At 69.7% G+C, this 14,037-nt stretch carries 10 protein-coding genes, 1 tRNA gene and 1 riboswitch; of the genes, 5 read left to right on the top strand and 6 right to left on the bottom strand.

The genetic code is table 11. From position 1 onward, the window contains the following. Nucleotides 1-303: 303 nt before the first annotated feature. A complete protein-coding gene (locus AC1DV7_RS01180; protein WP_477593749.1) occupies nucleotides 304-1,230 on the bottom strand; it encodes an SH3 domain-containing protein in 927 nt (308 codons plus the stop codon). 394 nt (nucleotides 1,231-1,624) lie between these two features. On the opposite strand from AC1DV7_RS01180, the gene AC1DV7_RS01175 reads away from it, so the two are divergent. The 5 genes from AC1DV7_RS01175 to AC1DV7_RS01155 all read left to right on the top strand — a co-directional run bounded on the left by AC1DV7_RS01175 (nucleotide 1,625) and on the right by AC1DV7_RS01155 (nucleotide 5,617). Beyond that, complete coding sequence (locus AC1DV7_RS01175; protein WP_477593747.1) at nucleotides 1,625-2,617, top strand: hypothetical protein; 993 nt, start codon at nucleotides 1,625-1,627, stop codon at nucleotides 2,615-2,617. Between the two features lie 150 nt (nucleotides 2,618-2,767). Then, a complete protein-coding gene (locus tag AC1DV7_RS01170; protein ID WP_477593745.1) occupies nucleotides 2,768-3,334 on the top strand; it encodes an RNA polymerase sigma factor in 567 nt (188 codons plus the stop codon). 111 nt (nucleotides 3,335-3,445) lie between these two features. Further along, nucleotides 3,446-3,769, top strand: coding sequence for a hypothetical protein (locus tag AC1DV7_RS01165; RefSeq protein ID WP_477593743.1), 324 nt, complete (start codon nucleotides 3,446-3,448; stop codon nucleotides 3,767-3,769). Next, a complete protein-coding gene (locus AC1DV7_RS01160; RefSeq protein ID WP_477593741.1) occupies nucleotides 3,762-5,324 on the top strand; it encodes an RNA polymerase sigma factor in 1,563 nt (520 codons plus the stop codon). The genes AC1DV7_RS01165 and AC1DV7_RS01160 overlap by 8 nt, the downstream gene beginning before the upstream one ends. A gap of 71 nt (nucleotides 5,325-5,395) precedes the next feature. Then, nucleotides 5,396-5,617, top strand: coding sequence for a hypothetical protein (locus tag AC1DV7_RS01155; protein ID WP_477593739.1), 222 nt, complete (start codon nucleotides 5,396-5,398; stop codon nucleotides 5,615-5,617). A gap of 108 nt (nucleotides 5,618-5,725) precedes the next feature. Here the strand turns inward: AC1DV7_RS01155 and AC1DV7_RS01150 are convergent, their stop codons facing one another. The 5 genes from AC1DV7_RS01150 to AC1DV7_RS01130 form a co-directional block, all read right to left on the bottom strand. Next, complete coding sequence (locus AC1DV7_RS01150; RefSeq protein WP_477593737.1) at nucleotides 5,726-6,145, bottom strand: hypothetical protein; 420 nt, start codon at nucleotides 6,143-6,145, stop codon at nucleotides 5,726-5,728. A gap of 44 nt (nucleotides 6,146-6,189) precedes the next feature. Next, complete coding sequence (locus AC1DV7_RS01145) at nucleotides 6,190-11,694, bottom strand: DUF7507 domain-containing protein (RefSeq protein WP_477593849.1); 5,505 nt, start codon at nucleotides 11,692-11,694, stop codon at nucleotides 6,190-6,192. A gap of 440 nt (nucleotides 11,695-12,134) precedes the next feature. After that, nucleotides 12,135-12,728 (bottom strand): LytR C-terminal domain-containing protein, encoded by a 594-nt coding sequence (locus AC1DV7_RS01140; RefSeq protein ID WP_477593735.1) that lies wholly within the window; start codon nucleotides 12,726-12,728, stop codon nucleotides 12,135-12,137. 154 nt (nucleotides 12,729-12,882) lie between these two features. Further along, nucleotides 12,883-12,955: transfer RNA gene (locus AC1DV7_RS01135), tRNA-Thr, on the bottom strand. A 134-nt stretch (nucleotides 12,956-13,089) separates the two neighbouring features. After that, the gene (locus AC1DV7_RS01130) at nucleotides 13,090-13,818 is read right to left on the bottom strand and encodes a transglycosylase family protein (RefSeq protein ID WP_477593733.1); all 729 of its coding nucleotides are present in this window, start codon (nucleotides 13,816-13,818) and stop codon (nucleotides 13,090-13,092) included. A gap of 31 nt (nucleotides 13,819-13,849) precedes the next feature. Further along, nucleotides 13,850-13,940, bottom strand: a riboswitch (cyclic di-AMP (ydaO/yuaA leader). Nucleotides 13,941-14,037 lie beyond the last annotated feature (97 nt).

Here is a 14,037-nt window from a genome sequence, read left to right as displayed (position 1 = left end):
CACGAGGGCAGGCTCGCCCCTGCGAGCCGTCGTTCGGAAGACGCGCACGGGGCCTTCGCCGTGACGCTTGGCCAGCGCAGGGGGCCTGTTTGTCCGAGGGCTGAGCCGATCTCGGTCGGCCGAAAGTCGAGGTCATCGCCCCGTAATACGCGACGCAGGCCCGCCGTCTTGTCCGTGTTGGTCCATCAGCATCCGCTGACCGACCAGGTGGCCGCCGCGGCGCGGCCGGGGCCCCGCGGTTGATCCTCCCCTCCGATCCCGCGGGGCCCAACCGGGTTCCACGGCATACCCGCCCTCTGACGGCTACGCAGGACGTCCAGCAAGGAGGTTCAGCACGTGGGGTCGCACGCCGCCCCGGCACCCGCCGCGGACGACATACCGCAGGACGAGGGTCGCGCCGCAGTCCGCGGCACGCTCCATACCGTTGACCGAGCCGAAGACCCTGATGGAGTGGGCGAAGCCGCCGTAGCGGATCTGCCGGACGTGGAGCGCTTCGTGCGCCATCACCATCTTGGTCTTGGACCACGTCATGCCCGGCTGGATGTAGACGGTTGAGGGGCCGGGACCCCTCCCCCTGAACACCGTGAGGCCACGGGTGCTGCCCCGGGCGTAGGCCCTCGCGTGGTCCAGCTTCCACTGCGCGTTGCCGGTCGGGTCGACCACGCGCACCCAGGCCCTGAACGCGCTGTCGGCACCTCGTGCGGCGGAGGCTGTCGCCCCACCCGCGACGGCACACGTGACGGTGACCGAGATCCACCGGCCCTTCCGGAGCTTGATCCACCCCCGCGTGACCGGACCGGTCACGCGCGCCCCGCGGCCCAGGGTCGTGACGACGCGGTACGAGAGCCCTGGGCCCCTGCGGACGTTCGCCCGCGAGACACAGACCCGCCGCGCCTGCGCGTTCGGCCCGGAGGAGGACGAGGACGCGAGGGCCAGCGGCTGCTGGCCTGTCTCCGCGACCCCGACGAGGTGGGTATGACGGGTGTCGAGGGCCATGACGCGCAGCCGGTCCCCCGCTCCCGTGGTGCCCGCGCCGACCGCCGCCGTACGCACATCGGACACCTCGGTGAAGCCGAGCGAGGGCGCCAGGATCGGTGACGCCGCAAGGACCGTCGCCGCCAGCGCCACCGCGCACCGAGATGCGCAGAGGTGCCGGTGCAGGTCCAGGGGCGGCGCCGTCGTGCAGGAGCGAGCTGCTGCGCCCGGCCGGTTCGTTCGTGCGAGTCTCATCTGAAGCCACACCTCCACGCGTTGATGATTCCCCGCACCTGGTCGCCCGGGGAAGGCCTTGCTCAGGTCCGCCCGTCCACGGGTCCGTCGCGGTGTCCACGAGGTGGTGGATCGCCTCCGGCGGCGACTCGAGGGAGAGCGCCTTCACCCCCATAGACCGCCGCGACCAACCGGACATTACGGAGATGTCGCGCCGTAAGGGACCGGCTCTCCGTTTCGTCCCTGCAGTGACGCCCGTTCCGGACGTCCACCTCGGAGATTCACGAATCTCACAGCGGCGCAACGTAATCCGGCTCGCGACCCGTTGTCTCGACACGGTCGGCCATCGCCGCGTTCCTTCTCGGTGCCTGAGCGCCGAGACCCGATCGAGCATGCCCTGAAAGCAGGCGATCACATGAAGTCGACCCTTGGACCCGACGCGCTGCAGCCGACAGCGGTGCGGCTGTGCTGTGCCGTCGGGACGCTCTCCCTCATCATGGCCACCGGCCTGCCCGCCGACCGTGCCGACGCGGGCACCGTCCCGGCTCCCTCCACCCGGTCGTTCCCCATCGGCACGAAGCTGCTCGACTACTGCGGCAACGGATCCCTGACGGTCAAGACTGCCGGCATCCGCAGGGTCGTGTTCGTCGTCCACGGGAGCTCGGCCAACCACTGCGACTACGCGCGGTACGCCATGGAGTCCGCGGAGGACGCCGGCGCGCTCGCCTCGACCCTCGTGGTCGCCCCGCTCTTCACGGATGCTGCGACGGCCGGCGACAGACGCCTGACGTGGGGCTCGGGATGGCGCGAGGGCAGCACCAGCACCAACCCCGACGGCACGAGGGTGTCGAGCTTTGCGGCGATGGACCTGCTCGCGGCCGCGGCCCGGCAGACCTTCGGGGGCGGTGTCCCGCTCCTGCTCGTGGGGCACTCCGCGGGCGGCCAGTTCGTCCAGCGGTATGCCGAGGGGAGCGACGCGCCCTTCGACGCCTTCGTGCCCATGAACCCCTCCAGCTACGCCTACCTCAGCGCGCAGCGGTGGCCGGGTGGTGCGACGGTCGACGGGGTGCCGGGTTGCCCCGGCTACAACACGTGGAAGTACGGGCTGCACGACCTGAACCGGTACATGGGTGACGCGGGAGACCTTCGGGCGCGGTATGCCGCCCGGCGGGTCGCCCTCGTGCTCGGCGGGTCGGACGTCGACCGTGACGAGGCGCTGGACGTGGGCTGCGAGGCGGACAGCCAGGGTCGCAACCGCCTGGAACGCGGGCGGCTGTTCTTCGGCCACCTCGCAGACCAGCTCGGGGTCCATCCCTCGGGTCACACCCTGGCCGTCGTGCCCCAGGTCGGTCACGACGGGCGCTCCATGATCCGGTCGGCAGCGGCCAGAGCGGTCCTCTTCCGCTGACCTGCCGGCGGCCCGGCTGACCACTCGCGCTGGCGGCGTCATCACAGGCAGCACTGGGCCGTCTCTTCCTATGGGCAACCATCGAGCCAGGGGAGAGTCCGGATGTCATCGGCATCACCAGTACCCGGCGACGGGTGCGAGACGGACTCGGTGCTCATCCAGGCCGTCCGTTCCGGGGACATGGACGCTGCATCGACCCTGTACGTGCGCCACTACGCGGCCGCCCTGCGGGCGGCCAGGGGCATCGGCGGCCAGGGCATCGCCGAGGACCTGGTGGCCGAGGCCTTCACCAAGGTCCTGGCCTCGCTGATCCGTGGCCATGGTCCGGACCTCGCACTGCGCCCCTACCTCGTCACGACCATTCGCCACCTCTACGTCGACGGCATCCGCAAGAACGCACGGGAGTTCCCCGTCGGTGACTCGGAGGTGCTCGACGGCGTCCAGCCCGACGACAGCGAGGCACTGCTCGAGCACAGCGTCATGCTCGAGGTGCTCACGACGCTGCCGACTCGATGGCGCGAGATCCTCTGGCGGACCATCGTGGTCGGTGAGCCGCTGTCCGTCGTGGCCGCGACGATGGGGCTCAAGCCCAACGCGGCTGCGGCCCTGAGCTTCCGTGCACGACGCGGGCTCAGCAAGGCCTACCAGGACCGGCTCTCGGGCCCCGTCGAGCATCTGGACGTCCCCGCAGACGGGTCCGCGGTCCAGGGCGCTTGACCGCGACGCGACCGTGCACGATCCGGGCTTGCCGCGCGCGTCACGGAACCACGGTTGCTGAGTCTTGGTTGGTGTTGGGCTTTCTCTTGGCGATCGAGGATGTGTGTGAGGGTGAGCGAGTTTCCGCAGGGATCCGGTGACATGGAGCACGTCGCACGAATCATGCTCTCCATGGAGGTCGTCGAGATCGACATGCCCCATGTCGTCGTGACGACCGTCGCGGGGTGCGCCTCGGCCAGCTACTCGGGCCCCTACGCCAACGGCCTGGCCGCACTGGCGGTCGCCGAGGCCGAGCACCAGGCCGAGCTTGCCGCAGGCGGGACGGGGGAGATCCGCTTCAGCGTGGCAGCCCTCTACCCGGGCGCTGAGCTCCACGAGCTGCGCGAGCCCGCGGCGGCCTACGCCGATCCCGACACGAGTGCGGACTGTGGATGACCTCGAGGACCAGGCACCCGACGTAGACCTGGTCGAACGCGTCCGTGCCGGGGACCGCGACGCCGCGGTCGACCTGTGGACCAGGCACTACCCGTCGGTGCTGCTCGCGGCGCGACGCGTCACGCGACAGCAGCGCGACGCCGAGGAGATCGCCTCCGATGCCTTCTCCGGCATGCTCGCGGCGCTGTCCACCGGCGCTGGCCCGACGACCTCGGTCCGCGCCTACCTCGTGACCTCGGTGCGCAACCTCGCCGCCAGCCGGGCGAGGCGGCCCTCGTCCGGTGACGTGATCACCGACGACGTGGCGGTGTTCGACAGGGCTACCCCTGACACCACCGTGCACATGTCCGAGCTCGAGCTGGTCCGGGTCGCCTTCGCCGACCTGCCGCGACGCTGGCAGATCGTGCTGTGGCGCACGGCGGTCGACCGCGACAGCAACATCGAGGTCGGGCGGGCCATGGGTCTGTCGCCCAACGGTGTGGCTGCCCTCGCCAAACGAGCGCGCCGGGGGTTCCGCCTGTCCTACTTGAGAGCACACCTCTCCGACCGGGGCGTCAACGCCGAGTGCAAGCCGTTCATCGATGGTCTCGCCGACCTGTCGATCTCCGAGGCAGGTGCAGCGCCTGAGCTCGTGGACCACGTGGCCACCTGTGACCTGTGCACGCGCCGGGTCGAGGAGCTCCGGGCCGTCAACCTGAACTTCGCCGGGGTCCTGGGGCCGGCCGTCTTCGGGCTGCTGCCCTCCACGATGTTCGCCGGCGCCTCCGTGGGGGGCGCGGGCGCAGCAGGCGCGTCTGGCGCCTCCGGCCCTGGCGCGGGTGCTTCGCCGGGCTCGGGCACTGGCGTCGCGCAGGAGCCCTCTTCGACCGTCATGGTCACCCGCCCCGGCGTCACCCGCTGGGCGTTGGGTTCCGCGGCCGTTGCGGGCACCGCGGTCGCGATCCTGATGGCGTCGCGGCCCGACGTCATGATGACCCCGCCGGTCGAGGACACGTTCACGACGGCGCCAGCGGTCGCTGCCCCCACCACGTCGGCGCCCCCCACCGTCACACCACCCCGCACCGTCACACCACCCCGCAGCTCGGCCCCAACGACCCAGCCGACGACTCCCAGCTCCAGCAGCACCACCCCTCGACCCAAGGCGACCGCACCCCCCAGGCCCGGAGTCGTGACACCCCCGAGGACCAGCTCTCCCCCGACCACCACACCGCGCATGACGCCGGTGACGGTCGACCTGGCCATCGCCGGCTCGCGGGCAGACACCACCCTCGACGTCACGGCCGCGGCGCAGGGGATCAGGGGTCCCGTTCGGCTGACGATCCAGGTGCCCGACGGTGTGACGCTCTCGGGTGCCACGGGCGACTGGAGCAACTGCACCCAAGGCAATGGGCTCATCTCGTGCACCGTCAACGATGGCGCTGCGGGCCGCTGGGTTGGGGCGATTCACACCGTGTGGGCTGACACCGCGCGAGGGCGCGTTCGCGCGACCGTGGCGGGCACGTACGCGAATGGCTCGCCCGCGACGGGATACGTGGGCACTACCTGGCCCCCGTGAGGCCACACGGGGCCGATCGCAATAGAAGCGGCTTGCGTTGAGCATGTGAACCACCCACGAAGGAGCCCATCATGGATCGGCCGGACCGGACATCGGTGTCGTCTCGCGGTCTCGACGAGCTGACGCAAGCCGTCGAGCGGGCCAACTTCCTCAATACCGACTCCTCGCGGTCGTACCTGCTGGACCCGTGCTGCATGCTCGAGGCCCTGTCGGACGTCTATGACGCATCCCGGCGCCTGATCGTGGAGAGCTGCACGTTCACGGACAGTGTGGCCTCCGGCTCAGCACCCTGACCCCGCCCCTCCCCTCTCCCGCGACACGCCACGGGCCTATGGCAGACACAGCAAAGGGTGGCCGGTTCTCGTGGAACCGGCCACCCTTTCGCATGCCCTTCTCCTAGGTCAGCCGACCTGCCTCGTCACGTGCGCGGAGCACTTGAGGTCCTTGCCGTCGGCCTTCCCGAAGTCGGAGGCGTCGAGGTCGGCGGAGCCGCCGGGGTCGACGGTCACCTTCTTCGTCGCCTCGGCCACGACATGGGAGTCCTTCCCCGCCACCGAGACGATGACGACGTAGGTCGCCTTGCCCTTGTCCGCGTTGTTCAGCTGTCCGCTCGCGGACCATGTGCCCGCACCATCTGCCTTGCAGGCGAATCCTGTGAGGGCGGCACGCGCTCCCACCACCTCGTCGGCTGAGGCGGTGGAGCTCGCGGACTTCCCGTCGGTCGCCCGGGAGGTTCCACCGTCATCGGTACAGCCGGTGAGGAGGGACAGCATCCCCACCACCACCAGTCCGTGCTGTCGGATCGTTCTCTTCTTGCTCACTGCGTGCTTGCCTTTCATCGATGTCATAGCGGGCTTGGCCGCCGTCAGGCGGCTTGGGGATCGCGTCGCCGACGAGCCACGAGCACCATGGCGAGGCCCACCATGAGGAGCAGGAGGCCCGCCGCGACGTAGGGCAGCGTGTTCGAGCCCGTGAAGGCCAGGAACCCAGGCGGCTCTTCCTCGGCAGTGGGAACATCGACGACCGATGGCGGGGTCTTGACCGTGGGCGGGTTGCCCCCTCCCGGCGGAGGCGGCGTCTTGCCCTCGGCCGTGGCGATGTTGCGAACGTAGCCAGCGTCGATGTCCGCCTGGTTCGCCACGTAGACGTCCGATACACACTGCATCTCCTGGCCGGGGGCCAGCGTCGTGGAGGGGCACGTCACCGACAGGTCGAACTCGGCGAGCAGCTCGTCATCGACAGTCACGTCCTTGAGCGTGACGTTGCCCGTGTTGGCGAGATCGAAGTAGTACGTGATCTCGTCACCGACACCGGCCAGGCCGTCGTCGTTGGCGTCCTTGGTGAGCGCCGCGGACTTGACCAGCGACAGACCAGGCGCCGGGTCCGGCGTCGGGGTCGTCGTCTTCGACGGCGGTGTGACCACGGGCGGACCGCTGGGCGGGGTGCCCTTGGCCGTGGCCGCGTTCTTCACCGAACCSGCRTCGACATCGGCCTGGSTGACCACGTACRCCGAGCTGGTGCAGTCCATCTCGGCACCCGGRGCSAGCGTCGTSGACGGRCASGTSACSGACACSTCCGGACCAGCCGGCGCGACGAGCACGTCGTCCACSGTGATGTCCTTCATGGTCACGGTCCCGGTGTTCTTGACGTGGAAGGTGAAGGTGATCTCGTCACCGACACCGGCCTTGCCGTCGTGGTTSGCRTCCTTGGTGAKCGMSGCGGACTTSACCARSGWCAGGCCSGRRGTSRYCGGSGTCGGCGTCGTCGTCKWCGACGGCGGCGTCACCACCGGCGGACCGCTGGGCGGGGTGCCCTTKGCCGTGGCCGCGTTCTTCACCGAACCGGCGTCGACATCGGCCTGGGTGACCACGTACGGAGTCGACGTGCACTCCATCTGTGCTCCAGGAGCGAGCGTCGTGGACGGGCAGGTGACGGACACCTCCGGACCAGCCGGCGCGACGAGCACGTCGTCCACCGTGATGTCCTTCATGGTCACGGTCCCGGTGTTCTTCACCGCGAACGTGAACGTGATCTCGTCACCGACACCGGCCTTGCCGTCGTGGTTGGCGTCCTTGGTGATCGAGGCGGACTTCACCAGCGACAGACCCGACGTGTTGGGCGTCGGCGTCGTCGTCTTCGACGGCGGCGTGACCACGGGCGGACCGCTGGGCGGGGTGCCGTGTGCGGTCGCCGCATTCGCGACCGAACCGGCATCCACATCGGCCTGGGTGACCACATAGCTGCTCGAGGCGCAGTACATCTCGGCACCCGGAGCCAGCGTGGTGGCAGGACACGTGACCGAGACCTCCGGACCGGCCGGAGCGACCAGGACGTCGGTCACGCCGACGTTCTTCATCGTCACGGTGCCGGTGTTCTTGACGTGGAAGGTGAAGGTGATCTCGTCACCSACACCGGCCTTGCCGTCGTGGTTGGCATCCTTGGTGATCGAGGCGGACTTCACCAGCGACAGASCCGGAGTGGTCGGCGTCGGMGTYGTCGTCTWCGACGGCGGCGTCACCACCGGCGGACCGSTGGGCGGGGTGCCGTGCGCGGTCGCCGCGTTCGCCACCGAACCGGCGTCCACGTCGGCCTGCGTCACGACGTACACCGAGCTGGTGCAGTCCATCTCGGCACCGGGAGCCAGCGTCGTGGACGGGCACGTCACCGACACCTCCGGACCAGCCGGAGCCACCAGGACGTCGGTCACGCCGACGTTGGTGACGGTCACCGTGCCGGTGTTCTTGACATGGAAGGTGAACGTGATCTCGTCACCGACACCGGCCTTGCCGTCGTTGTTGGCGTCCTTGGTGATCGAGGCGGACTTCACCAGCGACAGGCCCGAAGTCGTCGGCGTCGGAGTCGTCGTCCTCGACGGCGGCGTCACCACCGGCGGCCCGCTGGGCGGAGTCCCCGTCGCCGTCGCCGCGTTCTTGATCGAACCGGCGTCCACATCGGCCTGGGTGACCACATAGGCACTCGAGGTGCAGGTCATCTCGGCGCCAGGAGCCAGCGTCGTCGACGGACACGTCACCGACACCTCCGGACCGGCCGGAGCGACCAGCACGTCGGTCACCGTGATGTTCTTCAGGGTGACGCTCCCGGTGTTCTTCACCGCAAACGAGAAGGTGATCTCGTCACCCACACCTGCAAGGTTGTCGTTGTTGACGTCCTTGGTGATCGCCGCGGACTTGACCAGGGTCAGGCCCGGGGTGACCGGGGTCGGCGTCGTCGTCGACGACGGCGGCGTCACCACCGGCGGACCGCTGGGCGGGGTGCCCTGGGCGGTCGCCGAGTTCTTGATCGAACCCGTGTCGACATCGGCCTGGGTGACCACATACGCACTCGAGGTGCAGGTCATCTGCTCGCCGGGAGCCAGCGTCGTCGACGGACACGTCACCGTGACCTCCGGACCAGCAGGAGCGACCAGAACATCGGTCACCGTGATGTTCTTCAGGGTGACGTTCCCGGTGTTCTTGACCGCAAACGAGAAGGTGATCTCATCACCGACACCGGCCTTGCCGTCGTTGTTGGCGTCCTTGGTGATCGAGGCCGTCTTGAGCAGCGTCAGGCCCGGGGTGACCGGGGTCGGGGTCGTCGTGCCGGACGGCGGCGTCACCACCGGCGGACCGGTGGGCGGGGTGCCCTGGGCGGTCGCCGAGTTCTTGATCGAACCGGTGTCGACATCGGCCTGGGTGACCACATAGACGCTCGAGGTGCACACCACTGTGGCACCCGGAGCGAGGTCACCAGGCGGACAGGTCACCGAGACCTCCGGCCCGGCAGGCGCGACCAGCACGTCGGTCACCGTGATGTTCTTCAGGGTGACGTTCCCGGTGTTCTTGACCGCAAACGAGAAGGTGATCTCATCACCGACACCGGCCTTGCCGTCGTTGTTGGCGTCCTTGGTGATCGAGGCCGTCTTGAGCAGCGTCAGGCCGGTCGACGGGACCGGGGTCGGCGTCGTCGTCGACGACGGCGGGGTCACCACCGGCGGACCGCTGGGCGGGGTGCCATGCGCGGTCGCCGCGTTCTTGATCGAACCGGTGTCGACATCGGCCTGGGTCACGACGTACACCGAGCTGGTGCAGTCCATCTCGGCACCCGGAGCCAGCGTCGTCGACGGGCACGTCACCGACACCTCCGGACCCGCCGGAGCGACCAGCACGTCCGTCACGCCGATGTTCGTGAGCGTCACGTTGCCGGTGTTCTTGACGTGGAAGGTGAAGGTGATCTCGTCACCGACACCGGCCTTGCCGTCGTTGTTGGCGTCCTTGGTGATGGCAGCCGACTTCACGAGCGTCAGGCCGGTCGCCTGCGTCTGGACGGGCTGGGTGGCGGTGTCGCTGGCCGTGACATTCGGGCCGTCGGGCGGTGTGCCCGTGGCCGTCGCGGTGTTGTCGACGGCGCCCTTCTGGGCGTCCGCGGCCGTGATCACGTAATCGGCGGTGCAGGTGATCGTGGCGCCGGGCGCCAGCGTCGCCGGCGTGGTCGGCGTGCACGACAGGGACAGAGCCGGCCCCGCGGGCGCAGCCAGGACATCGGTCACCGTGACCCCCGTGAGGGTGGACTGTCCGGTGTTGGTGGTGACGATCGTGTAGTGGATCACGTCGCCGGCGTCGTCCAGGTTGTTGTTGTTGGTGTCGGTGACCGAGCTGATCGACTTGACGATGCCGATCGCGCTGCCGGGCGTGGTGACCGTGGCCGAACACCCGGCTCCGGGAGCGGGCGGGCAGTCCGGGTCGACAGTCGGGACCGTCGCGGTCGAGCCGGGAGTCGGGTTGGGGCCACCACCAGGCATCACCGGGATCGTCGTCTGCGCGGCGGGCTTGACGGTCGCCGTGTTGACGATGTTGCCGGTGGTGCCTGCGGCAACCGTGCCGGTGACGGTGTAGGTGAGCGTGCCACCGACGTTGATGCGCACGGTGTCGGCGATGTCACCGGAACCGCTGGCAGCACACGTGGTGGGCCCCGCCGGTGGGAGGTTTGCACTGCCCGCGGCGGTCACGGCGCAGGTCCAGGTGGCACCCGTGATCGACGCCGGGATCGGGTCGGTGAAGGTCGCGTCGATGGCGTCACTGGGCCCGTCGTTGTGCACCGTCACCGTGTAGGTGACCGGCTGACCGGGGGTGTACGAGTCGAGGTCGGCGCTCTTGGTGATCGACAGGTCGACCTTCGGGAGAACGGTCAGCGGGGTCGAGCCGGGCGGGTAGAGCCCGACGATCCTCGAGATGTTGTTGGTGCAGTTGGGGATGGCGGCGCCCGTGGTGTCGGTGCACCCGGAGTTGTTGTAGACGCCCGGGGTGTTGCTGGTGACCTGGACCGTGATCGTGCAGGAGGCCTGGCCCTGGGCGAGGTTGCCGGTGGCGCTGATGCTGCCGCTGGTCACGTTGCTGGCGGTCAGGTCACAGGTGCCGCCGACCGGCCCGGAGGCGACGAGGCCCGCAGGTAGGTCGTCGGTGAACGACCAGCCGTTCTTGGCCATCAGGTCGGTCGTGTTGGTCACCGTGAAGGTGAGGGTCGAGGAGTCGCCCTGCGTGATCGTGGCAGGCGAGAACTCCTTGTCGAGCTGCGGGGTCACGTCGACGATCTGCGGGAGGTCGAAGCCGACGTCGTTGCCGGTGCCCGTGGCCCTGAGGTTCCTAACGCGGATGCCCAAGGTGGGGGTCGCCCCCGTGAGCGGCACCTGCAGGGCGCCGGACTGCAGCTTGGCCACGCTGTAGTTCACGTTGTTGACGTTGATGACCTGCCTGCTGGGGTCACTGCACGGATCCAAACCGGTGCCGACGACCGTGGGAACGCCGTTGACCATGAGGGCGAACTCCTGGCTCGCGTGGTTGGAGAAGCAGTTGGTCTCGGCGAAGATCGCCGAGACGGCGTAGAAGTGGCCGGCGATGGTAGGGATCGAGTTCTTGGTGGTCTGGAGCTGGATGCCAGCTGCCTGGACACCGTCGGGGCGGTTCGTGTACTCGCTGAGGATCTGGTTCTGAGCGGCCTGGGCGGCAGTCATGCCCTGGTACTGCCCCATGGCGGTGGCCATGGCGCCGAGGATGTTCCACCCGCCGTTCCGTGCGCACTGGTCGTCGGCCGCCGGCGTGACACCGGAGGGCAACGGGCTCCCCTGGCGCATCACCCAGCCGTTGCAGGCGCTGGCTCCGGGGCTCCAGGCAGCATCAGCCGTGTAGGTCTCGCCGGCAGCAGCGGCGCCGCCGGTGTAGCTGCCGATCCTCACCGGCGCCGCACTCGCGTCGATGTTGGAGAAGTCCTCGCTGTAGAGCAGGGTCCCCGCCTGCGGTACCCCCGGATTGCCGGGGACGGCGAGAGCCGGCGTCACAGCCAGCGCGGTCCCCATCGCCGCCACCAGCGCGAACACGACTGTCAAGGCAGCAGGACGTCGCCATCGTGCCCTTTCCCCCATAAGGCCTGAAAAACGACGCACTGAAACCACACTCTCCTTAGTCACATGGGTTGCTTCGTCCCCCGTAAGACCTCGAAGCCGGCAAGTCGTGACGCTTCAGGCCGAAGAATCTTTACGGCCGCCTGACCAAACACGGGCAAGTCGCGTGTGGCCCCGCCGCGGGGCGGCCTGTAACGGGCCGGCCATAACCGGACAAAACCGCGCGACCCGTGCCGTGGACCGGCACAGGGACGGCGCCTGTCGGACGCCCATCGCACGGAGGTGGGAGCGCACGCATGGCTGTGGACGGCACGATCTCCCCCTGCGGGACCGCGCCGCCCACACCCATGAGAGGCCCGAGAGCCGATGTCGTGACGCGGGTCTCAAGCCCCGGGACGACGCCCGTCAGCTGCCGGTCAGCGTGCCGCCGAGGAGGAACACGACGGCACCGTCGCGGAGGAAGCGGAGCTCGCAACCGCCGTCGCCGACACCCCCCTGAACTGGGTGCCCAACACGACATCCACGTCCCGACCCACGCGGACCGTGCTCACCTGCACAGCACCGGGGATGTGGTCAGCTACCAGCTGCGCCGCGCCCCGCCCGTCCGGGCCGAACGTGATGACAGCCGCTGCGTCGGTCCACCGGCCCTCCGCAGCCGTCCCCACGCGTGCGACCCTGAAGCCGGCCTTCGTCAGCTGCCCTGCACCTTTCCTGGCCTGGCCAGAGATCCCGGACCCGTTGAACACCGCGACCTCGAAGCTGGCCAGGTCGGCCTGCTGCTGGTGGCACGACGCCTGGACGGTCTGGGGGGCAGGGTCGAAAGCCCCGAGCGCGGACGCCGTCGCCAAGGTCGACGCCCCGAGGACGAGCCCCGGCGTGCACACGAACAGCAGCACCCGACCGAGCTGGCGGCGGCCGGCCGAGGTCCAAGGCCCCGCAGGAGCGGACTCCGGCCGCCCCGAGGTCTCCCGTCCTGACGCTGGCACGGGGGTCGATGGGCTCGTGGGCATGGCGTGTCAGTCCTCCGGTCGCACGCCTCAGGTCCTCGAGACGGCCATCGTGGTGGCGACCGCCGGGCTGCGCGTTCGAGGATGAGAGCAGGGCCACCGCGGATGGTGACGCGCCCATGCCCGAGAACGGGACGAAGGTCGACAAACTGCGCTGAGCCGACGGGGGGACTCGAACCCCCAACCCCCTGTTTACAAGACAGGTGCGCTGCCAATTGCGCCACGCCGGCATGCCTGCCCGAGCAGACGGCGTCGATGGTACCGGCGCGGTGGTGACGGGCGAGAACCCTGCGCCAGACGGCATACCCCGCTCATGGCTGCGGCCTCCCACCCGCCGGGGTGGGAGGCCGCACGGAGGACGTCGTCAGCGAGCGTTCAGGTAGCTCTGGAGCGTCCGGACCGTGGCGCGGTCGAGGGTGCGCGACCCATTGTGGCGAGCGCCGATCTTGGTCTGGAGGGCGCGGATGGTCTTGGGGCCGATGACACCGTCCGGTGCCGATCCGACCTTGCGCTGCAACGCCTTCACGTCGGTGCGCGACAGGCTCCCGTTGACCGACCCACCGACCCAGCGCTCGATGGCCGCGTTGGTCTTCGGGCCACGGATGCCGTCGACGACCAGCCGGCCGGCGGGGGCGGTGCGCGCCGAGGAGCGGGAGGCGACCGGGGTGCTGCGGACCGCGGACGCGGTCGCAGTCGCGGACGACGCCCCTCCGTTCGCGCGCGTCAGGCCGGCGCGGGCCCCGCAGGTCGGCCACGCACCGGGGCCTTGCACCTTGAGGACCTTCTGGGCGACCGCGATCTGCTCCGACTTGCTGGCCTGGTGGGCGTACGCGGCGTAGGCGCCGCCACCGAAGCCGCTCCAGGTGGACCGGCTGAACTGCAGCCCGCCGTAGAAGCCGTTGCCGGTGTTGATGGACCAATTGCCGCCCGACTCGCAGGCCGCGACCCGGTCCCAGACGGTGCCGGCCGCGTTGGCCGAGGAGGCGGTCGCCAGGCCGCCCGCGACGGTCGCGACACCGGCCACGGCGACTCCGGTGACACGACGCTTGACGGGGTTGGGCTTCCGGGCAGAGTGCTTCGGCGCGTAGAACATGGGGAAGGGGTCCTCTCCTGACGTGCGCCTGCGAGGTGAGCTGTCGGGTTCGGGCTGTCAGGTGCCCGGCCGGCGGACCGGCTTCACCCCAAGGCCGCGTTGCGGCCGCGTTGGGTCCCCCGTCCTCGTCTGCCCGGAACCGTTCCGGCTGGTCACCCGCCTGACGAGGCTCGGCGCTGCGGGTGTGCATTGGGTGTGCCGTGTTCACTTGTGGGATGC

The organism is Pedococcus sp. P2_E4 (assembly GCF_056403935.1).
This window is presented reverse-complemented; position numbering and strand designations above follow the sequence as displayed.